Raw genomic sequence first — 20,615 nt, 5'->3', positions numbered from 1 at the left:
ATTGTCCGTTTGTAGGACCTTCGTCCGAGGAGTTCGGTGCCTAAGGGCCCGCGCGCGGGCCTCCGCACGTATTACCGTCTTCATCGGAGCGGTGTCTGATCGCGGTGACGCAGGGATGAGGATGGGCCGATGCCGGGTGGTGGAGCCGAGGGCGTTCGCAAGCGGATCAGGGTGTTCCTGGTGGACGACCACGAGGTGGTCCGTCGGGGAGTGGCCGCCCTGCTGGAGACCGAGGACGACATGACCGTCGTCGGCGAGGCCGGGACGGCCGAACAGGCGCTGTCGCGGATCCCCGTGGTGCTGCCCGACGTCGCGGTCCTGGACGTGCGGCTGCCGGGCGGGTCGGGCGTGCAGGTGTGCCGGGAGATCCGCTCGGACCACCCCGAGATCGCCTGCCTGATGCTGACCTCGTTCGCCGACGAGGACGCCCTGTACGACGCCGTCATGGCCGGAGCGGCCGGGTACGTGCTCAAGCAGATCCACGGCGCCGACCTGGTCGGGGCGGTCCGCACGGTGGCCTCGGGAGGCTCGCTGCTGGACTCGGGCAGCACCGGCGCGATGCTGGAGCGGCTGCGCGGCGCCCAGGCCGAGCCGGACCCGCTGGCCGAGCTCACCCCGCAGGAGCGGCAGATCCTCGACCTCATCGGCGAGGGGATGACCAACCGGCAGATCGGCGAGCGCCTGTACCTGGCGGAGAAGACCGTCAAGAACTACGTGTCCGCCCTGCTGTCCAAACTGGACCTCAAGCGCCGCACGCAGGCCGCCGTGCTCGTCGCCGAACTGCGCGGCCGCCGGTACTGACCACGGCTGCCCGGCCCGCCCCGGCGGGTCGGGCCACCGGGCCGGTCACGGCGGTCCCGGCAGCCCCGGCGGTCCCATGGGCCCCGGCGACCGCGCGGTGGCCCGGGGACCGTGGGACCGGTTCCCTCAGAAACTGTCCGGGGGCGGCACGGCGTCGTCGCGCAGGGGCACCCGCCACACCAGCACCGTGCCCCCGCCCTCACTCCCGCGCGCGGTGAAACCGCCGCCCAGGGCCTGGGCCCGCTGCTCCAGGTTGCGCAGACCGCTGCGCCGTCCGTGCTCGGGCAGGCCCACGCCGTTGTCGGTCACCGTCAGGGTCAGGGTGGTGGGGCGCCCGGTGTGCGCGGCCTCCTCCACCGCCACCGACACGTGCACCTCCGTCGCGCGCGCGTGCCGCGCCACGTTGGTCAGCCCCTCGCCGAGCACCGCGAGCAGCTGCTCGCCGATGTCGTCGGGCACGGACGCGTCGATCGGCCCGTCCAGGCTCACCCCGGGGTGGCACCCCAGGCTGTGCGCGGTGTTCTCGGCCAGTTTCAGGATGCGTCCGCGCAGCGACGTGTCCCGGCGGCTCGGCGGGTTCTGGAGCGCGAAGATCGTCGAGCGGATCTCGCGGATGGTGCCGTCGAGCTCGTCGATGGTCCGCTGCACCCGCTCCTCGGCCTCGGGGGAGGTGATCAGCCGCAGCGTGCTCATCAGCGTCATCGCCGAGGCGAACAGGCGCTGGATCACCACGTCGTGCAGGTCCTTGGCGATCCGGTCGCGTTCCTCCAGCACCGCCAGGCGCTCGGTGTCGCGCCGCGCCTCTGCCAGCTCCAGGGCCACCGCGGCCTGCACCGAGAACCCGTGCAGCATGCGGCGTACCGCCGCGGTGAACGGGGCGCGGTCGGACAGCTTGCCCAGGAGCAGCACCCCGCGCGTGTTCCCCGGGGTGCCCAGGGGCACCACCAGGCCCGAGGCGTAACCGCGGTGGGCGAGCATGGGGCAGTTCGCCCGGCTCAGGTCGGGGACGCTCAGGGCCTCCCCCGACTCGTACACCCACCCGCACGCGGAGTCGTGGATCTCCACCGGCGTCCCCAGGATCTCCTGGGCGATGGGTCCGTCCGCGACCTCCGCGAACAGGTGCCCCCGGGCGCGGGGGTCGGGGAGCATGATCACGGCCGTGTCCGCGCCGCCGATCTCCCGGGCCTGCGCGGCCATGTGGGCGAGCACCTCGGAGGTGTCGGCGCCCGACAGCAGGCGGGTGGTGACCTCGGTGGACGCGGCCAGCCACCGCTCGCGCAGCCGCGCCTCCTCGTACAGGCGCGCGTTCTCGATGGCCATGCCCGCGGCGGTGGCCAGCGCGGTCACCACCGCCTCGTCGTCCTCGTCGAACTCCGCGCCCCGGGCCTTCTCGGTGAGGTAGAGGTTGCCGAAGACCTCGTCGCGCACCTGGATGGGGACGCCGAGGAAGCTGCCCATGTGCGGGTGGCCCTCGGGGAAGCCCTCGAAGTCGGGGTGCTCGCGCAGGTCGGCCAGGCGCAGTGACGCGCGCTCGTTCAGGGGCACGCCCAGGACGCCCTTGCCGTGGGGGAAGCCGGTGATGCGCCGGGCCTGTTCCTCGCTCAGGCCCACGGGGATGAACTCGCTGAAGCCCCCGTCCTCGTCCATCACTCCCAGACCCGCGTACCGGGCGCCGGTCAGCTGTGCCGCAGCCTCGGTCAGTCTGCGCAGCACGGTCGCCAGGTCGAGGTCACCGCCGATGGCCAGGACGGCCTGGAGCAGCGAGTGCACCCGGCCGTGCGCGGACATGCGCGGGTCCAGTGAGCGCACCTCGTCCAGCAGTTCGTCCACGCTGTGGGGGGACAGGGAGGAGCTCTGGGGGATCTCAGTCATGTGTCCGTCAACCTCCGCAGAGCCGGTCGGCGTTGTGGCAATGCGCGTTTCCTCGGGCGTAATAGTCGAATTGTCGTTGGTTTTTCCCCGGTTTGCCACATCTTGCTGTTCAGGGGCCGGTTCCGGATGGGCGGGAATTCCTGTGGATTCGGGGTTCCGGTCGTCTAATTCATGCTAACGTCGCGATCAGCGGACGCGACGAGGCCCTTGTGACCTCCCGTCCCCCGGCTGGAAGGCGCCGCCCGGTGCGGCGCGACCGGCCCCGACCGCCCCCGCGTGTCGGTTCTCGCCCCACGGTGGAGAGGAACCCCCGGTGTCTGGAGTCCACGGTCTCACGAGCGCCGCCGGCGCCCGTTCCGCCGTGCTCCCCGCGCCGGTGCGGCGGGCGCTGCTGCTCGCCGCCCTCGTCTGCGGCCTCGTGGTCACCGCGTGGCTGACGGCCTCCGACCCCGTGCGGGCGCAGGAGGAGGGGGCGACCGGCACCCTCGCGCACCAGGCCGCCTCCGTCGCCGCGACCGCGGGGGCACCCGCCGCGCAGGCGGTCGCGGAGCGGCCGGAGGCGGAGCGGGCCGCTCACGGTCACGACGGCTCGGGCCGGAACGGCTCCGGGCAGGCCGACGCCGCGCGGACGGAGGCGGGCGCCCCCGACTCCGGGAACCGACCGGACGCCGGGACCTCCGTCCCGATGACCGCCAGGATCAACGACCCGCTGGTCGGGGCCGTGTCCGCGGTGGGGGAGAGCACCACGCGGATGGTCCTCGACGGGCCCGCCGGGGTCTCCCGCGGCGACGTGCCCGAGACCCCCGAGGCGGTCCGGCAGATCCGCGACACCGTGCACGGGGTGACCGAGCCCGTCGGGGGGTACCTCGACGAGGACGACGCCTCCGACGCCGAGCCGCGGACGCAGGACCCGTCCGAGACCCCGGCCGACGAGGACGAGCGGACCGGAGCCGAGAGCGGGGAAGCGGTACCGACCGCGCCCGCCGAGGTCGTCGCGCACTTCGTCCCGTCCGTCACCGGGACCACCGCGGGCGCCGTCCGGGCGCACGCCGACCCGGCCGCGGAGAACGCTCCCGCGCGCCTGGTCTCCGACCCGGTCGCCACGCCCTCCGGGCTGAACGGCTCCGCCTCGGGCTCCGCCCAGGGCGCTCCCGTCGGTGTCCCCTCCGTCGCGGGCTACCTCACCACCACCGGCGCCCCGGCGCCGGCGCCCGGCCAGCTCCAGGCCGCCCGGCACGTCCTGCTCGCGGTCCCCGCCGAGTCCGCGGACGAGCCGACCTTCTCGCCCGACTAGAGGCCCCCTCCCAGCCGGTCGCCCAGCGACCCCTCCTGGCACGCCCCTTCCCAGAGCCGCAACGCCTCCGACCGATCACGGTGGGTGAGGAACCGGACTCCTCTGGGGGTTGACGTGAGCCGCGCACCCCGACGGCGAGGTTCACGTCAGTCAGTGGCCAGCCAGACCCACGACTGATGACCGGTAGAGCCGCACCGCTCCCTCCAGGCGCGGCGGGCTCTCCCACCGGAAAGCCCGGACCAGAACGGAACCCCTCCCCCCGGCCAGGGGAGCGGAACCGTCGGACGGCGCGAAGCGCACACGAACGCCGTCCACACGAGAGCCACAGACCACATTCCGGAAGGACACACGACATGTTCAACACCGCTCGCACCTCTGCCAGGACCCTGCTGGTGGCCGCCAGCACCGCGGGTTTCGTCGCCCTCGGCGCCGGGATCGCCGGGGCCGGCGTCCTCGGCGGCGCCACGGACGGGCTCGCGCTGAACGATCTGGGCAGCCAGGTTCCGGCGCCGCTGACGGAGGGCGTCTCCACACCCCTGGGCGAGCTGGTCAAGGTCGAGCCCGGTCAGATCTCCGCCCAGCCCGACGTGCGGCGCCAGTCCGCCCCGGATCAGCCCCTCGGCCCGGTCGCCGGGAACGCCGTCTCCACCGACACCCCGATCCGGGCGGGGGAGGAGAACTCCACCAACGTCGGTCCGCTGGAGCTGGACACCGTCAGCGAGACGCTGCCCCTGTCGGGCACCGCGAGTCCGGTGTCGGGTGACCCGCTGTCCGGTCTGCTGGGCGGTACGGATCTCGTGGGCGGTCTGCTCGGCGGCGTCGGTGGCGGCGGCGCGGGCGGGGGCACCCTGCCGCTGTCGCACGCCTCCACGGAGCGGCTGGCCTCGGGGCCGGTGTCGGGTGACCCGCTGTCCGGTCTGCTGGGCGGTGGTTCCACGGGGCTGGGCGGTACGGACCTCCTGGGCGGTCTGCTCGGCGGCGTCGGTGGCGGCGGCGCGGGCGGGGGCACCCTGCCGCTGTCGCACCCGGAGCCCTCCCTGTCCCTCCAGGACACCAGGGAGACGGTCGGCACCGGCATCAACCAGCTGGGCTCGTCGGTCGAGCGGGGCACGCACGAGGTCGGCACCGACCTGAGCGGCCTCGACGCCACCCTGCCCGCGCCCGGGGACACCCTGCCCCTGGCCGCCGCGGACACCCCCGCCGTCCCCGTCAACGGCCAGAACACCGACCTGACCGGCGGCGCCGCCGACCTGGTCTCCGACCTGGTGCTGTCCGACGACGTGAAGCTGCCCATGTCCGCGGGCACCCCCTCGCTGCCCCAGACCGTCGCCGACGCCTCGGCCGACCTGCTGCCCGTGCCCGAGGGCACCCTGCCCATGGCCGCCGCTCCCGAGGTCTCGGACGTCACCGACCTCGCCGTCGACGCCGTCCGCACGACGCAGCTCGACCCCTCCGGTGACTTCGTGGGCAACGACCTGGTGGGCGTGGACGGCATGCCCGACCTGGGCCAGCCCCAGGTGGACACCAGCCAGCTGGACCTGCTGCCCGACAGCATCGCCTGACCTCCCTGGAACGTGCGCCCGCCGGTCGTGGCGGGCGCACGAGCCTCGGGCGGTGAGCGGGACCACCTCCGCTGACGGGCGCCGAAGGGAACTGTGGGGGTTCCAGGCGCGTACCGGCGGAGGGCGGAGTCTCCGCCGCCCGAGGCCCGACCGCGGTTCCGGACCGGGGGGACCGGAACCGCGGTCCTTCGTGCCCGGAGTCCCCGGGAACACGCGAGGGGCCCCGGGGCCGGTACGACTCTGCGTACCGGCCCCGGGGCCCCTCGGCGTTACGGAAGGCACGGACAAGCGACAGAGGGGCCTCTGAGATCCCAGAAAGCTCCAGGAGTCTCAGAGGCCCCTCCGGGATGCCCCTTATTCCCTCTCGTCCCCGGTGCCGTAGCCCAGGCCGTCGGAGCACGGGTTGGAGGTGGCGTCGCGTCCCACGCCCGGACGGGCGGGGTCGGCCTTCGGGGAGGCGTCCGCGACGTCCTCGTCCGCCGGGGAGGGCGAGGCCCCCGGCGGGTCCTGGGGGGCGGGCGCCTCGTCGGCCATCGTGAGGGGCAGGGGCCGGTCCTCGCGCACGGCGGTGAACAGCTCCTCAGCCTGGTCCTCGTACCACAGGACCCGGTTGGGGTTGGAGGGCGCCTGGTACCAGGGCACGGTGTGGAACTCGATGTCGGTCAGCTCCACGTCCGCCAGGGTCACGGCGATCGACAGCATCCGGTCGAACGTGAGGGCGCTGTCGGTGGCGCTGTGCTCGGCCACCGCGCGCAGGACGGCGTTGAGCCTGCCCGGGTCGGTGATCACGTCGTTGCTGGTCACCTGGTCGGCCAGGGCCGCGAGGAACATCTGCTGGCGGTCGATGCGGCCGATGTCGCCGCCGTCGCCGATCTCGTAGCGGGCCCGGACGAACGACAGCGCCTCGTCGCCGTCGAGCGTCTGCTGGCCCGCGTCGAGGTCGAGCTTGGACCGGCTGTCCTCCATCGGCTCGGGGATGCACATGTCCACGCCGCCGATGGCGTCCACCACGTCCCGGAAGCTCATGAAGCTGAGGTGCACGAAGTGGTCGATGCGGACGTCGCTCAGCGACTCGATGGTGCTGACCACGCAGGGCGGTCCGCCGTGGTACATCGCGGCGTTGATCATGCCGAAGTAGCCGGGCGTGCCCTCGGTCTCTCCGTAGGGGTCGCAGTCGGGCAGGGCCACCAGCGAGTCGCGGGGGAAGCTGATCACCGACACCCGGTTCTCGGGAGAGATGTGCGCCAGCATGATCGAGTCCGAACGCTCGCCCTCGAACTCCGTCGAGTAGGCGGTGCTGCCCTCCTCGTAGCCGTCGGTGCCCATGAAGAGGATGTTGACGGAGTCGTTGATCCTCTCGGGCCGGTCCTCCTCCTTGAGCAGCCCGTCGATGTCGTACTGGACCATGTCCGAGCGCAGCGAGCGGTAGTAGCCGTAGGCGGTGCCGACCCCGGCGGCCAGAACGAGGACCAGGGTCGCGGCGACCCACACCAGGATCCTGCCGGTCCGGCGGCGCTTCGTGCGGACGGGAACGGCGGCGGCCGGGGCGTCCGCGCCCGGGGCGGCCCCCGCGGTCCCACCGGCCTCGTCGCTCCCGGCCGGTTCTTCGGGCTTGTCGGTCGCAGCGGCTCCCGCTGAGGCACTGGTCCCAGCGGCCTCCTCGCTCTCGGCGGGCTCCTCGGCCTCAACGGCCTTCTCATCCCCGGTGGTCTCCTCGGTCTCGGAGGCCCCGTCGGCGTCGGTGGCCCCTTCGGTACCGGTGGACTTTCGGGTGTCGCCAGACTCGGCAGCCTCCCCGGTACCGGCAGGCTCGTCAGCCTCCGCGGTTTCCTGGGCCTGCTGAGTCTCCTGGGTGCCTCCGGTGTCTGATGTCACACCGGTTCTGGGGGCTTCTTCGGCCTTTCCGACCTCCTCCGCCCCCTCGGTCTCGTCCGACTCGTGGGCCCGGCCGGTTCCGTCAGCCCCGGTTCCGGACGCGGTGGTGTTGTCCCCACCTGCCGCGTCGTCGCCGGTGTTCTCGGACCCTGATCGGGGTGCGGAGCCGTCCTCGGGCCTGTCGTCTGGTGTGTGGTCCCTGCCGGAGGCAGAGGGCTTCTCATCAGCGGGCATCGTGCAATCTCGGTGAGTTCGGACGGCGGGACGTGCCAACGGTCGGACGCCGGGCCGGAGGGACACGCGTCCGAGTTCGGGGGAGGGCGGGGAACGCGCGGAACGTCAGCGGCGGGCAGTCGCCGGATCCGGGGCCTCCTGGGGATTCGGGAGCGGCCCACGGGGCACCGGCAGCACCGGGAAGCGGGTGCGGCCGAGGGCACGGAAAACGCGTGCGTGGCAGTGATCCTAGGTCAAGTTCTTCCCGTCCGCGCGCGCGGGTTGTCCCTGAGCGGGGGTCCTGACCGCAATTGCGCCGCACAATTCCTCAGCCCCCGTGGTCGTCTCCTGGAGTCTGTCCGCCTGACTTTCCCCGGCTTGTCCGCTTGAAACGCCTATGTCCGGTCTCCGCCGGGGCAGACGCGGACCGCCCGCGCCCCTGAGCGGGGACGGCGGGCGGTCAGCGGAGCGGGGCCGGATCAGTCGTCCCAGAAGGCGCTCTCCTTGGCGGGCTCCTCCGCGGTCGCGGAGGAGGAGCGTCCGCCCTTCGCCGCGGGCTTGGCGGGGGTCTTGGCCGCGCTCTTGGCGGGCTTGCGGGCCGGGGTCGCGGGCTTGGCGCCGGTGTGCCGGGGGCGCGGGGTGACCGCGCTCTTGGTGATGGGCTCGGCGGGACGCGGCGTCTCGCCGGAGTGGATGCTCAGCGCCTCCTCCTCCACGGACAGCATCTTGCGGACCGCGGCGGGCACCTCGGGCAGCTTCTCGGAACGCAGGTGCGCGCCGAGCACCTCCAGGGCGTGGTCGCACAGCAGCTGGCGGGAGCGCTCGGACCTGACCCCGCTGAGCTCCTCGATCTCCGGCAGGGCCCGCTCGCGCAGCAGGCGGATGACGTCGCGCAGCCGGTCCCGCGTCTTGCGGTCGGTCATGGACATGACGGTCAGCTCCGCCTCGGCGAGGAAGCTGTCACCTCCGTCGACGGAGTCGCGTTCGGCGATGAAGGCGCTGGTGAGGGTGCGCGCGGAGGCGCGGGAGGAGGTGCGGATGGTGTCGCGCCTGACCAGGCGGGCCTGGACGGCGGTGACGACGACGCTGGTGACCAGGCTGATTCCGGCGCCCAACAGGATCAGTACGAGGGGGTTCTCTGGGAACACGGCGGGGACCTTTCCGGGCGGGGGTCCGCACGGGCGCGGCCACAGGGGTGACAGAGGTGTGCGGGGCGGGGGTGATGCTCGGTGACTATTCGTCACACCGAGGGCGGTTGTCAAGTGCGGGTGCGGGGTGAGTGCGCGCCGACGAACGCGTCGTCGCAGGTCGGCGGGGTGAGCGCGGGGGCACGGGCTCGGTCGCGGGTCGCGGCGGCTGCCGGAGGAGGGCGGAGCCCCTCCCGTGCGAGGATTCCCGATCGGGCGCGGAGGTAACTTCCCCGTCCGCGGCCTGTGGACGGAGAAGGGGGCGGTCGGCCCCCTCAGCCCGCCAGGAGCTTGTTCACCGCCTCCGGCGACAGGATCTCCTCGGTCACCATGGCCGCGCAGCCGCGCACGCCCGCCTCGTCCCACAGGGAGCTGGCCACGACGCGCAGCTGACGGGTGGCCAGGGCGGTGCACTGCTGGAACACCACCTCGCGCACGCCCGCCACCAGGTGGTCGTAGGCCTCGGCCAGGTCGCCGCCCAGCACGATCACCTCGGGGTTGAGCAGGTTCACCGCCCCCGCCAGGGCCTCGCCCAGTTTGCGCCCGGCCTCCCGGACCAGGGTGACGGCCACCGGGTCGCCCCCCGAGGCCAGCGCCACCAGGTCCTTGAGCGTCCGCGCCCGGCACCCCTGCTCGGCGGCGCTCTCCAGCAGCCGCCGTCCGCCCGCGACCGCCTCCAGGCAGTCGGTGTTGCCGCAGCGGCACGGGAGCCCGCCCGCGCCGCGCACCGGGATGTGCCCGATCTCCCCGGCGGCGCCCAGCGAACCGCGCAGCAGCCGCCCGCCGGACAGCAGGCCCGCGCCGATCCCGGTGGAGGCCTTCACGAACACCATGTCGTCGGGGTGCCCGTGCCCGCCCGCGATGTGCTCGCCGAGCGCCATCACGTTCACGTCGTTGTCCACCATCACCGGCACCGGGAAGCGCTCGGCGACCAGCGGGGCCAGCGCCACGCCCGCCCACTTGCCGAGGAAGGGGCGGTCGTCGGCGCGGCCCGCGTGGAACTCGACGGTGCCGGGCAGGCCGATGCCCACGCCGCGCACGTCGCCCGGGTCGCGGCCGAGCGAGGCGATCTGCTCCGACCAGGTGTCCAGCAGCCAGGGGAGGGTGGCGTCGGGGCCCTGCTCCATCGCGGGCGAGCCCGGAGTGCGCACGAGGACCTCGCCGTCGAGGTCGCACACGGCGGCCTGGCTGCGGACCATGCCCAGGGCGCTGGTGAGGATGAGGCCGCTGGCGGCGTTGAACTCCAGCAGGGTGGGCGGCCGTCCGCCGCTGGAGACCGCGCCGGTGCCCTCGGTGACGAGCCCGCCGCCGATCAGCTCCGTGACCCGCAGGGCGACGGAGGGACGGGACAGGCCCGTGACCCGGCCGATCTCGGAGCGGCTGGTCGCGGTTCCGGAACGGATGAGCTCCAGGATGTGGCCGCTGGTGGCAGCAGAGGACAGGCGTCCGGGGGTTCTGGCCATAGCTCATTCAACCACGAGGTTACGACGGGAAGGCTGGGAGGTTATGTAAATAATTGTTCTCAAGTGTGCTTGGTTTTTTACCATAGTCGGGCTTAGGCTCAAAGGGCCGGACGTCCCGCGCGTCCGCACCTCCTCCCCGCGCCCCCCGCCTGCGTCACACTCCGCCCCCCGCTCCCCATCCCCTTCCCTCCCCGCTGGAGCAGACCGAAGATGCCGCAGCAGTCCGCGTCCCGTGCCACCGACCTGGTGGTCTTCGGGGGTACCGGCGACCTGTCCATGCGCAAACTCCTCCCCTCCCTGTACCTGCTGGACCGCGACGGCCACCTGGACGGGGGGACCCGCGTCGTCGCCGTCTCACGCGACGGCCTCACCGACGCCGACCTCAGGGACAAGGCCGCCTCGGCGGTCCGCGGCCACCACGCCGTCCAGGTCGCCGAGCCCGACGTGCTCCGCCGGTTCCTGGAGCGCCTCTCCCACGTCACCGTGGACGTCGGCGGCGACCCCTCGGGCTGGGACGCCCTCACCGCGGCCCTCGCCCCCGGCCGCGACCGCGTCTTCTACCTCGCCGTCCCGCCGATGATCTCCGGCGCGATCTGCCGCGGCCTGGACGACGCCGGGCTCGTCACCCCCGACTCCCGCGTGGTCATGGAGAAGCCCCTGGGCCGCGACCTGGCCTCCTCCCGCGCCGTCAACGACGCGGTGGGGGCGGTCTTCGACGAGTCGCGCATCTACCGCATCGACCACTACCTGGGCAAGGAGACGGTGCAGAACCTGCTGGTGCTGCGGTTCGCCAACGTCTTCCTCGAACCCCTGTGGAACTCCCGCTGGATCGACCACGTCCAGATCACCGCCGCCGAGACCGTCGGCGTCGGCGGGCGCCGGGGCTACTACGACACCTCCGGCGCCATGCGCGACATGGTCCAGAACCACCTGCTCCAGCTGCTGTGCCTGACCGCCATGGAGCCCCCGGCCAGCTACGACCGCGACTCCGTCCGCGACGAGAAGCTCAAGGTCCTCCAGTCGCTGCGCCCCCTCACCGGGGACCGCGTCGCCGAGGACACCGTGCGCGGCCAGTACGGACGCGGCTCCGTCCACGGCTCGGAGGTGCTCGGCTACCTCGACGAGCCCGGCGGCCCCGCCCTCAGCGACACCGAGACCTTCGTGGCCCTGCGCGCCGAGGTGGCCAACTGGCGCTGGGCGGGGGTGCCCTTCTACCTGCGCACCGGCAAGCGCATGTCGCACGACCGCTCGGAGATCGTCATCCGCTTCCGCGAGGTGCCGCACACGATCTTCCCCGGCACCAACCTGCCCGGCGCGGGCAGCCTCGTGATCCGGCTCCAGCCGGACGAGGGCATACACCTGACCATGCTGGCCAAGACGCCCGGCGCCGGAGCGCTGCGGCTGCGGCCCGCCCCGCTGGAGCTCAGCTTCGCCGACACCTTCGCCACCCGCTCGCCCGAGGCCTACGAGCGACTGCTGACGGACGTCCTGGCCGGTGACTCCACCCTCTTCATGCGCCGCGACGAGGTCGAGGCCGCCTGGCGCTGGGTGGACCCCGTCATCGAGGCGTGGAACGGCCTGAGCACCACCCCCGAGACCTATCCAGCCGGAAGCGCCGGCCCCGCGGGCGCGCACCGGCTCATCGGCCGAACAGGCCGTACGTGGTACGAAGAGGAGCGACCCCGATGACCGCGCACATCCCCGACGACGCCGACAACGCAGGGTACGGACCCGCCGTCCACCCCGTCGTCGCAGACGTCACCCGGCGCCTCGCCGAGCGCAGCGCCGACACCCGGTCCGCCTACCTGGCGCGGATCGACGCGGCGGCGGCCGAGGGCCCCGCCCGCTCCGCCCTGGGCTGCGCCAACCTCGCCCACGGGTTCGCGGCCTGCGGCGTCTCGGACAAGCTCAAGCTGTCCGGCGACGTCACGCCCAACCTGGCGATCGTCTCCGCCTACAACGACATGCTCTCCGCGCACCAGCCGCTGGAGTCCTACCCGGCCGTGATCAAGGCCGCCGTGGCCGAGGCGGGCGGCGTCGCCCAGTTCGCCGGGGGCGTGCCCGCCATGTGCGACGGCATCACCCAGGGCCGCGCGGGCATGGAGCTGTCCCTGTTCAGCCGGGACGTCATCGCGATGGCCACCGCCGTGGCCCTGTCCCACGACATGTTCGACGGCGCGCTGATGCTCGGCGTGTGCGACAAGATCGTGCCGGGCCTGCTGATCGGCGCCCTGTCCTTCGGCCACCTGCCGGTGGCGTTCGTGCCCGCCGGACCCATGCCCTCGGGCCTGCCCAACAAGGACAAGGCCCGCGTGCGCCAGCGCTTCGCCGAGGGCCAGGTGGGCCGCCGCGAGCTGCTCCAGGCCGAGTCCGCCGCCTACCACTCGCCCGGCACCTGCACCTTCTACGGCACCGCCAACTCCAACCAGATGCTCATGGAGGTCATGGGCCTGCACCTGGCCGGGGCCAGCTTCGAGCAGCCGGGCACCCCGCTGCGCGAGGCCCTGACCGCCGAGGCCGGGCGCAGCGTGCTCGCCCGCACCGCCCTGGGCGACTCCTACAACCCCGTCGGCCGCCAGGTCGACGAGCGGGCCGTCGTCAACGCCGTGGTCGCCCTGCTGGCCACCGGCGGCTCCAGCAACCACACCCTGCACCTGGTCGCCATCGCCCGCGCCGCCGGTATCGAGCTGACCTGGGACGACTTCGCCGACCTGTCCGAGGTGGTGCCGCTGCTCACCCGCATGTACCCCAACGGCGCCGCCGACGTGAACCAGTTCCACGAGGCGGGCGGCATGGCCCACCTGATCGGCTCCCTGCTGGACGCCGGACTGCTCCACGAGGACGTGCGCACCCTGATGGGTGAGGGCCTGGGCCGCTACCGCCAGGTCCCGAGCCTGGACGGGGGCGAGCTGACCTGGGTCGACGGACCCAAGGAGAGCGGCGACACCTCCGTCCTGCGCGGCACGGACGACCCCTTCGCCCCCGACGGCGGCCTGCGCATGCTGTCGGGCAACCTGGGCCGCGCCGTCATCAAGGTCTCCGCGGTCGCGCCGGAGCGGCACGTGGTGGAGGCACCCGCCCGCGTCTTCGGCGACCAGGCCGAACTCCAGGAGGCGTTCTCCGCCGGGGAGCTGACCGGCGACTTCGTCGCGGTGGTCCGCTTCCAGGGACCGCGCGCCAACGGCATGCCCGAGCTGCACAAGCTCACGCCGCCGCTGGCCGTGCTCCAGGACCGGGGACAGAAGGTGGCGCTGGTGACCGACGGCCGCATGTCGGGCGCCTCGGGCAAGGTGCCCGCCGCCATCCACGTGTCCCCCGAGGCCGAGGCGGGCGGCGCGCTGGCCTACGTCCGCGACGGCGACCCCATCCGCCTGGACGCCACCACCGGCACACTGGAGGTGCTGGCCGACCTGACCGGCCGCGAGCCCGCCCGCCCCACCGCGGACTCCGCCACCGGCACCGGCCGGGAGCTCTTCGCGGCCCTGCGCGGCGCGGTCGGCCCCGCCGAGAGGGGCGCCGGGGTCTTCGGATCCTGACCCGCCGAACCGGGCGCGCCGGGGGACCGGCCCGGGGGCGCGCGGCGGACGTCCGCCCCGCACGCCCCGAGGCCGCGGCGCGCCCACCCAGACCTTCGACCGACCCTGGAGAGACACGACTTGACTTCTCTCCCAGCTGAAGCGGGGAGATTCTTCCCTCGCGGGTTGAGCTTTCTGCTTCGTAGCCGGTTGCCGACCCGAACTAACGGCGGGGGACGGGGTGCCGCCCATCGGTCTTACATCAGCTCCACAGACCTGACTTTCTGCCAGCCCGGCAGTAGGAGGGCCCGGACGTGGTCCTCGTCTGAGCCGACGCGAAGCAAGCTATCACCGGTTCGAGTGGTGGTTGGCGGGTTTGGTGATTTTGGTGGATGGTGATTCGCCCGGGGGCGCACCACCGTTGACCGTCCCGCTCAGCAGGAGCCCGATTCCTCTCTGGCCTGAAGGCCAGAGTTTCCTCGAAAGGATTCAGATGACGACGAACCCCCGTTCGGGCGCCGACATCCTCGACCTGGCCCCGGTGATGCCGGTGGTGGTCGTCTCGGAGGCCGAGTCCGCCGTGCCGCTGGCCCGCGCGCTGGTGGCGGGCGGCCTGCCGGGCATCGAGGTGACCCTGCGGACCCCGGCCGCGCTGGAGGCCATCGAGCGGATCGCCGCCGAGGTGCCCGAGGCCGTGGTCGGCGCGGGCACCGTGGCAGCCCCCGACCAGGCGGCCGCGGCCGCCAGGGCGGGCGCGCGCTTCCTGGTCAGCCCCGGGTGCACCGACGGGCTGGCGTCGGCCATGTCCGACACGGGCCTGCCCTTCCTGCCCGGCGTGGGCACCGTGTCCGAGGCCCTGGCGCTCCTGGAGCGCGGGGTGACGGAGATGAAGTTCTTCCCGGCCGAGGCCTCGGGCGGCGCGGCGTTCCTGAAGTCGCTGGCGGGCCCCCTGCCCCAGGTGCGGTTCTGCCCGACCGGCGGCATCACCGTCGCGTCTGCCCCCGCCTACCTCGCCCTGCCCAACGTGGGCTGCGTGGGCGGCAGCTGGCTGACCCCGGCCGACCTGGTGGCGGCGGGGGAGTGGGAGCGGATCACCGGTCTGGCCGGGGAGGCCGCCGCCCTGTAGCGCCGCCCGCGCCCCGGTCCCGGCGGGACCGGGGCGCCTCCTACTCGGAGTCGCCGAACCTGACCACCGTCAGCCAGACCAGCAGGACGCCCACGCCCGCCACGAGGGCGACCTCGGCCGCCCAGGGGATCTGCCAGCCGAACCAGGAGATGCCGGGGTTGAACAGCGCCTCGGTCTCCGGTGAGGTGTCCAGGTGAGCGAAGACCGCCTGGCGCATGGGGTCGACGACGTAGGTGACGGGATTGACCAGTGTGATCGCGGTGAGCCAGGAGGGGAGGTTTCCGATGGGGAACATGGCGCCCGACAGCAGGACCAGCGGGGAGATGACCAGCTGGGCCATCCCCATGAACGCCTCGCTGCCCCGGACCGAGATCGCGATGAGGACGCCCACCGCCGACGCCGTCAGCGCCACCAGGAAGGTGAGCCCGAACAGGGTCAGCATCAGCCCCGGCGCGTAGGGCACCCCCGCCAGGCCGGCCACCGCGAGGATGATGCTGGCCTGGAGGGTGGCCAGGACCGCGCCCGAGAGGATCTTGCCCAGGATCAGCGCGGAGCGCTTGGCCGGGGCGACGAGCATTCCGCGCAGGAAGCCGACCTCGCGGTCGGTGACGATGGTCGCCGCGGCGGACACCGCCGTCCCCATGACGGTCATGACGACCACGCCCGGGAACATCACGGCGGTCAGCGGGAGGTCGTCCTCTCCCCTCGGGATGAGGGAGCCGAAGCCCACCCCGATGACGAACAGCCACATCACCGACTGGAGCAGCATCGCCACGCCCCGGCTGACGTCGTGGACGAAGCGGAAGAGGTCGCGCTTGAGCACGACCCGGACCGTGCGCAGGTCGTGGCCGAGCCCGAAGGGCGAGGTGGGGAGCGGGCGCCGTCGCGTGGCCGTCATCTGGTCCTTGTCCTTGCTCGTGGTGGTGGGGGGACGGTCCGGGCGCCCGTCACTCGGTCCAGACCGGCGCGGAGCCGATTCCCACCGGGCCGCCCTCCCGTCGCGACCGGTCCCCGGTGATGCGCGCGAGGAGCCGGGCCCCCGTCTGGAGCCAGTGGTCCCGGGAGACCGAGTAGTAGTGCAGGTCCCACAGCCGTCCCCGGAAGTAGACGTGGCCGGGGAGCGTCGCCTCCTTGGGCGTGGCGAACAGCGCCGAACCGAAGTGCATGAGGCTCGCGTCCGTGGTCAGCGCGTACACCTTCCTGATGTCGTCCCAGCGCGCGAACGCGTAGTTGACGAGGAGCATCATGGATTCGGCGCCGACCCCCACCGCGAGTCCGTCCGGGTCCATGAAGATGCCGATCTTCACGTGTCCGGCCGGGCTGCGCTCGCGGACCGAGGCGAACCCCAGGACCTCGCCGCTCCCGGCGGCCTCGATCTGGAGCACGGTGACGTCCGAACCGTCCAGCGCCCTGAAGGACGACTCGAAGCTGTCCCGGGCCGGGAGCGTCTCGATCCCGAGCCTCAGCAGCAGTTGGTACAGCCCGAGGACGTTGTCCTCCCCGATGGGGCGGAACCGGACGCGGGGGGTTTCGAGGTGGAGGGGGATCATCGCCGACTGCCCTGGCCTTTCCGTGGGACCGTCGGGCGTGGCAGCCCGGGGGAGAGGCCATCCTTGCACGCGCCCCGGGTTATGGGAGCGCTCCCATGGCGTGACCGGCGGGGAAGGACGCAGAAGGTCCCCCGAACGTCCTCGCGGGAAAGCCCGGGAAAGGGCGTCGCGCGTCCGGGAAGGGTCCGCGGGCCTCGCGCGCGTAAACGTCCCGCCGGCGGGACGTGCGGTTCCATGGCTTTCCCTTGCGCCTGCGGAAACCCTTGCCTAGGTTCTGGCGCGTCCTGTCGGAAAAGCATCCGAGAAAGGCCGAACCATGATTATTTCCGATGTCCTCTCCCTCCAGTCCCTGGGCGTGCGGTTGGAGGCGGAGGCCCTCCTCAACAGCGGTCTGAGCTATGTCGGCTGCAGCGGCGACGTCATCGTCAGGCCCGCCTGAGGCCTGGCGCGCCATGCGGAAGGGATTCTGCCGATGATCCCACCAAAGGAGGGCGGGAGCTGTTCGGGCGAGCGCGGGAACCTCTCTTGTGGGCGGTCCCGAGTTCTTCTATGTTCCTTTCGTGCCGGCACCCCCGTCCATTCTCTTCCGAGGAGGGAACATGCCCCTTTCCGACGTTCTCGATTTGCAGGGTTTCGAGATCACCGTCGACGAGAGCACCATGCTGAACAGCGGACTCAGCCTCGTCGGATGCAGCGGTGACGTGATCGTCCGCCCCGCCTAGGCGGTGTTCCCCGGACCTTCGCCTCGTCCCGCCCGTCGTCCGCCACCACCCTCGACGGACGCCTACGGCGCGGTCCTGCTTGTGTTCGGGCGCCCGGAGGACAGCAACCTTCGGCGCCCGAACGAACCCCCAGGCTGAGGCCGGTCCGAGGAACAGAACCCGGTCCCCCGACGGGAGCGCCGCGGAGGCGTCCTCCTCCGCGGCGCTCCCCCCGACGTCCGGCCGGGCGCGACGGCCCGGCCCGTGAGAGGTCGTGTCCGATGATCTTCCCCCACACCGGCTCCGCCGACGCGGTGCTCGACCCCACCGACACCAGGAGGGGTGGCATTGTGTACGACGAACTCGTCGGGCACGGCGTGGCCGGAGTGCCCGGAGTGCCCGGACGCGAGGTGTTCGAGGCCCTGTGGCCGGGCGTGTACGACCAGGTCGGCGCGCAGTTCCTCGTGCGCGTCCCGGGCTCCGGGCGCGTCGCGGGCTACGCCTCCCTGCACGGGTTCAACTTCCAGGCGCGTCACGGCTGCTGCTCCCTGGCGGCGGACGAGGCGGTCCTGGGGCCGCGGGGCGCCACCGACGCCCACGCGCTCGCCGTCAACTACGCGTTCTCCATGTGGAACCTCAGGAAGCTCTACCTGTGGACCCTGGAGGAGGACCCCTCCGCGTTGCGCCGCACCGGGGTCGAGGTCCGGCTGGAGGGCTCCCTGCCCGAGTACGTGCTCGCCGGGGGCACACTGCGCACGGCCCGAGTCTTCGCGGTCTACCGGGACGCGTGGGAGCGGACCGGGACCGGTTTCGTCGACGGGCGCGTCGGCCGGGCGGACCCCGCCTGAGGGTCCCGGCCCGCGGGGCCGGGGCGCCCGCGTCCGCGCGCCCGACACGGGGCGCCCTACGTACGGAGGACTGTTGGAGAACACGTCGGTGAACGGCTCCGGCCCGCGGGCCATGGTCCGCGCGCGCGGGCTGACCAAGCGCTTCGGTGAGGTCGAGGCCGTCAGGGGGGTGGACCTGGACGTGGCCCCCGGCGAGCTGTTCGGCCTCCTCGGGCCCAACGGAGCGGGCAAGTCCACGCTGATCGGCATGCTCTCGACCCTGGTCACACCGACCTCCGGGACGGGCTCGATCGCGGGTTTCGACATCGTCCGGGAGCGGCCCGACGTGCGCCGCAGCATCGGCCTGGTGTTCCAGGAGCAGACCCTCGACCGCTACCTGACGGGTTGGTACAACCTCAGGTTCCACGCGGAGATCTACGGGGTGCCCCCGGCGGAGGTCGACGAGAGGGTCTCCCGGGCCCTGCGGGACGTGGGCCTGTGGGAGGAACGGGAGAGGCTCGCTGGAACCTACTCCGGCGGTATGCGGCGACGGCTGGAGATCGCCAGGGGGCTGCTGCACGGCCCTCGCCTGCTGTTCCTGGACGAGCCGACCGCCGGGCTCGACCCCCGCTCCAGGGAGGCCATCTGGGACCGGGTCAGGGAGCTCAACGAGCGCGAGGGCGTCACCGTGCTCATGACCACGCACTACCTGGAGGAGGCGGAGAACTGCGGCCGCATCGCCATCATCGACGGCGGTGAGATCGTCACGGTCGGCAGCCCCGCCGAACTCAAGGCGGGGATCGGGCGGGACCGCGTGGAGATCGTCGCGCGCGACCCCGGGGCGCTCTGCGAGCGGCTCCGGTCGATCCTGGACACGGCCCCGGTGGTCGAGGGCGACACCGTCTGGTTCACGGTGGCCGACGGGCGCCGGTTCGTCCCCCGTCTGTTCGCCGAGGCGGACACCGAGATCACGTCGGTTCAGGTCAGGTCGCCCTCGTTGGACGACGTCTTCCTCGCCCACACCGGCCGGGGCATCAACACCCCCGCGGAGGAGCGCGGCCAGGGGGCCGCGCCCTCCGTCGAAGGGGCCGGGCGGTGACCTCTCCCCTACGATGACGGCATGGCTGAGGTAAGCGCGCGCGACGGCTCGTGGTCCTTCGACGGCGCGGCCGTGTGGATCACCCCGGGCCGCAGGTCCCACCAGCTGCGCCGTGCCCTGGGCGTGGTCTCGCTGCCGCTGCCCGCGCTGGCGGGCGTCGTCCTCGAACCCCGGCGCGGGGGCGGGACCCTGCGGGTGCACCTCCGCCCGGGCGCCGACCCCTTCACCGAGGTCACCCGGGGCCTGTTGGCCCGCAGGGGCGACCCGTACCAGCTCAGGGTCGGCCGCTCCCGTGTCCTGGTGGCCGAGTACTTCGCCGAGACCGTCACCGAGGAGCTCGCCGCCCTGCCCCCCGAGGGCGCTCCGGACCGGTACTTGGTCGGGGCCCCCGGGGCTCCGGTGCGTTCCGAGGCCGGTGACGCGTCCGTCGTCTTCGACGGGACCCACGTCTACATCAGGCCCAACTGGAAGGCGGAGGCGGCCAAACGCGCGGCGGGCCCCCAGCAGCTCGCGCTGGAGGACATCGTCGAGGTGCGGTGGACCTCCGTGGCGGGCGGCCACGACGGCAGCCTGAGGTTCGTGACGGCGGACGGCCGCGGCGACCGCACCGAGCCCCGGTACGACCCCTTCTCCGTCCACTGGAGCCAGTGGGGCCGCGACTACGAGGGCGGGACCACGGCCGCGGTGGCCACGGCCGTGGCCGCGCGGCTCCCCCACCCGTCGGCGCGGCGGGGGGAACTCGGGGGCTCCGCCCGGCGCGCGCTGCCGGAGGGGGAGGAGCGCTGAACAGGATCAGCCGTCGCGGCGCCGGGCCACCCACAGCCCGTGCGCGAACGGTTCGGTCCTCAGGTGCTCGGCCTCGCACCCGGCCCCCTCGAAGGCCGCCGCGTACTGCTCCGGGGTGAACAGGGACATCTCCGTCGACTCGGTGGCGTGGCGCAGCCCCTCCGCGGGGTCGGCCACGGCGTAGTGCACGACGATCGACATCCGGTCGCGCCGCCCGGGCACGGAGGCGGAGTGGGACAGGCGCATGATCGTGCGGTCGCCGTCCTCCACCACGTCCCGTGAGACGTACCCGGGCGTGAAACCGTCCGGGCCGATCCAGGGTTCCAGGAGGAGGAGCCCTCCCGGGTTCAGGTGGTCCGCGAGGGACCGGACCACGGCGGCCAGTTCCGCCTCCGACTCCAGGTGCGGGACGGCGAACAGGTAGGTGATGGCGTCGAAACGCGCCTCCAGCGCCGTCTCCCGCAGGTCCGAGCACCAGGTCCGCAGGCCCGGGACGCGCGCCCGGGCCAGCGCCAGCATCTCCCGTGACCCGTCCAGGCCCGCCACCTCGTCGAAGCGCTCCGCGAACGCGCGCAGGTGCAGGCCCGTCCCGCACGCCACGTCCAGCAGCGAGGCGGAGCCGGGCCGCCGCTCCCGGACGATCTCGCCGATCCGGTCGGCCTCGGCGGCGTAGTCCTTGCCCCGGTGGATCATCACCGCGTCGTAGACGGCGGCGTAGTAGGTGTCGTACATCCGATCGGTCCT

At 73.0% G+C, this 20,615-nt stretch carries 18 protein-coding genes; 11 read left to right on the top strand and 7 right to left on the bottom strand.

The window, feature by feature from the left end; genetic code table 11:
• Positions 1 to 129: 129 nt before the first annotated feature.
• Entirely contained in the window at positions 130 to 801 is a 672-nt protein-coding gene (locus EV372_RS10120; protein ID WP_013155741.1) for a response regulator, read from the top strand.
• Between the two features lie 126 nt (positions 802 to 927).
• Here the strand turns inward: EV372_RS10120 and EV372_RS10115 are convergent, their stop codons facing one another.
• Positions 928 to 2,673: a GAF domain-containing sensor histidine kinase gene (locus tag EV372_RS10115; protein ID WP_130395812.1), complete on the bottom strand. Its 1,746-nt coding sequence runs from the start codon at positions 2,671 to 2,673 to the stop codon at positions 928 to 930.
• 313 nt (positions 2,674 to 2,986) lie between these two features.
• On the opposite strand from EV372_RS10115, the gene EV372_RS10110 reads away from it, so the two are divergent.
• Together EV372_RS10110 and EV372_RS10105 are read left to right on the top strand one after the other, a co-directional pair.
• Positions 2,987 to 3,967, top strand: a complete 981-nt coding sequence (locus tag EV372_RS10110) for a hypothetical protein (RefSeq protein ID WP_130395811.1) — start codon at positions 2,987 to 2,989, stop codon at positions 3,965 to 3,967.
• Positions 3,968 to 4,320: 353 nt separating this feature from the next.
• Positions 4,321 to 5,529: a hypothetical protein gene (locus EV372_RS10105; protein ID WP_130395810.1), complete on the top strand. Its 1,209-nt coding sequence runs from the start codon at positions 4,321 to 4,323 to the stop codon at positions 5,527 to 5,529.
• 354 nt (positions 5,530 to 5,883) lie between these two features.
• Here the strand turns inward: EV372_RS10105 and EV372_RS10100 are convergent, their stop codons facing one another.
• The 3 genes from EV372_RS10100 to EV372_RS10090 form a co-directional block, all read right to left on the bottom strand.
• A complete protein-coding gene (locus EV372_RS10100; protein WP_130395809.1) occupies positions 5,884 to 7,638 on the bottom strand; it encodes an LCP family protein in 1,755 nt (584 codons plus the stop codon).
• Between the two features lie 458 nt (positions 7,639 to 8,096).
• A complete protein-coding gene (locus EV372_RS10095) occupies positions 8,097 to 8,765 on the bottom strand; it encodes a hypothetical protein (protein ID WP_130395808.1) in 669 nt (222 codons plus the stop codon).
• 314 nt (positions 8,766 to 9,079) lie between these two features.
• Positions 9,080 to 10,267, bottom strand: a complete 1,188-nt coding sequence (locus EV372_RS10090; protein WP_130395807.1) for an ROK family protein — start codon at positions 10,265 to 10,267, stop codon at positions 9,080 to 9,082.
• Between the two features lie 210 nt (positions 10,268 to 10,477).
• Between EV372_RS10090 and zwf the strand changes: the two genes are divergently transcribed.
• From zwf to eda, 3 genes are all read left to right on the top strand, one after another.
• Positions 10,478 to 11,956: a glucose-6-phosphate dehydrogenase gene (gene zwf, locus EV372_RS10085; RefSeq protein WP_130395806.1), complete on the top strand. Its 1,479-nt coding sequence runs from the start codon at positions 10,478 to 10,480 to the stop codon at positions 11,954 to 11,956.
• The gene (edd, locus tag EV372_RS10080; RefSeq protein WP_130395805.1) at positions 11,953 to 13,803 is read left to right on the top strand and encodes a phosphogluconate dehydratase; all 1,851 of its coding nucleotides are present in this window, start codon (positions 11,953 to 11,955) and stop codon (positions 13,801 to 13,803) included. Before zwf ends, edd begins: the two co-directional genes overlap by 4 nt.
• Positions 13,804 to 14,275: 472 nt before the next feature.
• Positions 14,276 to 14,908 carry a bifunctional 4-hydroxy-2-oxoglutarate aldolase/2-dehydro-3-deoxy-phosphogluconate aldolase gene (gene eda, locus EV372_RS10075; protein WP_130395804.1) on the top strand — a complete coding sequence of 211 codons (633 nt, stop codon included), beginning with the start codon at positions 14,276 to 14,278 and terminating at the stop codon, positions 14,906 to 14,908.
• A gap of 40 nt (positions 14,909 to 14,948) precedes the next feature.
• Here eda and EV372_RS10070 read toward each other — a convergent pair whose 3' ends face one another.
• Both EV372_RS10070 and EV372_RS10065 read right to left on the bottom strand, forming a co-directional pair.
• Positions 14,949 to 15,806: an ABC transporter permease gene (locus EV372_RS10070; RefSeq protein WP_013155732.1), complete on the bottom strand. Its 858-nt coding sequence runs from the start codon at positions 15,804 to 15,806 to the stop codon at positions 14,949 to 14,951.
• A gap of 49 nt (positions 15,807 to 15,855) precedes the next feature.
• Positions 15,856 to 16,458 carry a GNAT family N-acetyltransferase gene (locus EV372_RS10065; RefSeq protein WP_130395803.1) on the bottom strand — a complete coding sequence of 201 codons (603 nt, stop codon included), beginning with the start codon at positions 16,456 to 16,458 and terminating at the stop codon, positions 15,856 to 15,858.
• Between the two features lie 316 nt (positions 16,459 to 16,774).
• On the opposite strand from EV372_RS10065, the gene EV372_RS10060 reads away from it, so the two are divergent.
• The 5 genes from EV372_RS10060 to EV372_RS10040 all read left to right on the top strand — a co-directional run bounded on the left by EV372_RS10060 (position 16,775) and on the right by EV372_RS10040 (position 19,871).
• Complete coding sequence (locus EV372_RS10060) at positions 16,775 to 16,897, top strand: hypothetical protein (protein ID WP_013155730.1); 123 nt, start codon at positions 16,775 to 16,777, stop codon at positions 16,895 to 16,897.
• Positions 16,898 to 17,057: 160 nt separating this feature from the next.
• Positions 17,058 to 17,180 carry a SapB/AmfS family lantipeptide gene (locus EV372_RS10055; protein ID WP_130395802.1) on the top strand — a complete coding sequence of 41 codons (123 nt, stop codon included), beginning with the start codon at positions 17,058 to 17,060 and terminating at the stop codon, positions 17,178 to 17,180.
• A gap of 260 nt (positions 17,181 to 17,440) precedes the next feature.
• Positions 17,441 to 18,007, top strand: a complete 567-nt coding sequence (locus EV372_RS10050) for a GNAT family protein (RefSeq protein WP_130395801.1) — start codon at positions 17,441 to 17,443, stop codon at positions 18,005 to 18,007.
• Positions 18,008 to 18,080: 73 nt separating this feature from the next.
• A complete protein-coding gene (locus EV372_RS10045; protein WP_130395800.1) occupies positions 18,081 to 19,085 on the top strand; it encodes an ATP-binding cassette domain-containing protein in 1,005 nt (334 codons plus the stop codon).
• Positions 19,086 to 19,106: 21 nt separating this feature from the next.
• Positions 19,107 to 19,871, top strand: coding sequence for a DUF4429 domain-containing protein (locus EV372_RS10040; protein WP_130395799.1), 765 nt, complete (start codon positions 19,107 to 19,109; stop codon positions 19,869 to 19,871).
• Between the two features lie 6 nt (positions 19,872 to 19,877).
• On the opposite strand, the gene EV372_RS10035 is transcribed toward EV372_RS10040, so the two are convergent.
• Positions 19,878 to 20,603 carry a class I SAM-dependent DNA methyltransferase gene (locus EV372_RS10035; protein ID WP_013155725.1) on the bottom strand — a complete coding sequence of 242 codons (726 nt, stop codon included), beginning with the start codon at positions 20,601 to 20,603 and terminating at the stop codon, positions 19,878 to 19,880.
• Positions 20,604 to 20,615: the final 12 nt, after the last annotated feature.

Source organism: Nocardiopsis sp. CNZ308, assembly GCF_004217075.1.
The sequence above is the reverse complement of the archived record's forward strand: the minus strand, read 5'-3'. Positions and strand labels throughout refer to the sequence as shown.

Coding starts and splice junctions, on each gene's coding strand:
- EV372_RS10105 (WP_130395810.1), top strand. CDS start 4,321: ATGTTCAACACCGCTCGCACCTCTGCCAGGACCCTGCTGGTGGCCGCC.
- eda (WP_130395804.1), top strand. CDS start 14,276: ATGACGACGAACCCCCGTTCGGGCGCCGACATCCTCGACCTGGCCCCG.
- EV372_RS10100 (WP_130395809.1), bottom strand. CDS start 7,638: ATGCCCGCTGATGAGAAGCCCTCTGCCTCCGGCAGGGACCACACACCA.
- EV372_RS10035 (WP_013155725.1), bottom strand. CDS start 20,603: ATGTACGACACCTACTACGCCGCCGTCTACGACGCGGTGATGATCCAC.
- EV372_RS10120 (WP_013155741.1), top strand. CDS start 130: ATGCCGGGTGGTGGAGCCGAGGGCGTTCGCAAGCGGATCAGGGTGTTC.
- EV372_RS10065 (WP_130395803.1), bottom strand. CDS start 16,458: ATGATCCCCCTCCACCTCGAAACCCCCCGCGTCCGGTTCCGCCCCATC.
- EV372_RS10060 (WP_013155730.1), top strand. CDS start 16,775: ATGATTATTTCCGATGTCCTCTCCCTCCAGTCCCTGGGCGTGCGGTTG.
- EV372_RS10050 (WP_130395801.1), top strand. CDS start 17,441: ATGATCTTCCCCCACACCGGCTCCGCCGACGCGGTGCTCGACCCCACC.
- EV372_RS10090 (WP_130395807.1), bottom strand. CDS start 10,267: ATGGCCAGAACCCCCGGACGCCTGTCCTCTGCTGCCACCAGCGGCCAC.
- edd (WP_130395805.1), top strand. CDS start 11,953: ATGACCGCGCACATCCCCGACGACGCCGACAACGCAGGGTACGGACCC.
- EV372_RS10115 (WP_130395812.1), bottom strand. CDS start 2,673: ATGACTGAGATCCCCCAGAGCTCCTCCCTGTCCCCCCACAGCGTGGAC.
- zwf (WP_130395806.1), top strand. CDS start 10,478: ATGCCGCAGCAGTCCGCGTCCCGTGCCACCGACCTGGTGGTCTTCGGG.
- EV372_RS10055 (WP_130395802.1), top strand. CDS start 17,058: ATGCCCCTTTCCGACGTTCTCGATTTGCAGGGTTTCGAGATCACCGTC.
- EV372_RS10040 (WP_130395799.1), top strand. CDS start 19,107: ATGGCTGAGGTAAGCGCGCGCGACGGCTCGTGGTCCTTCGACGGCGCG.
- EV372_RS10070 (WP_013155732.1), bottom strand. CDS start 15,806: ATGACGGCCACGCGACGGCGCCCGCTCCCCACCTCGCCCTTCGGGCTC.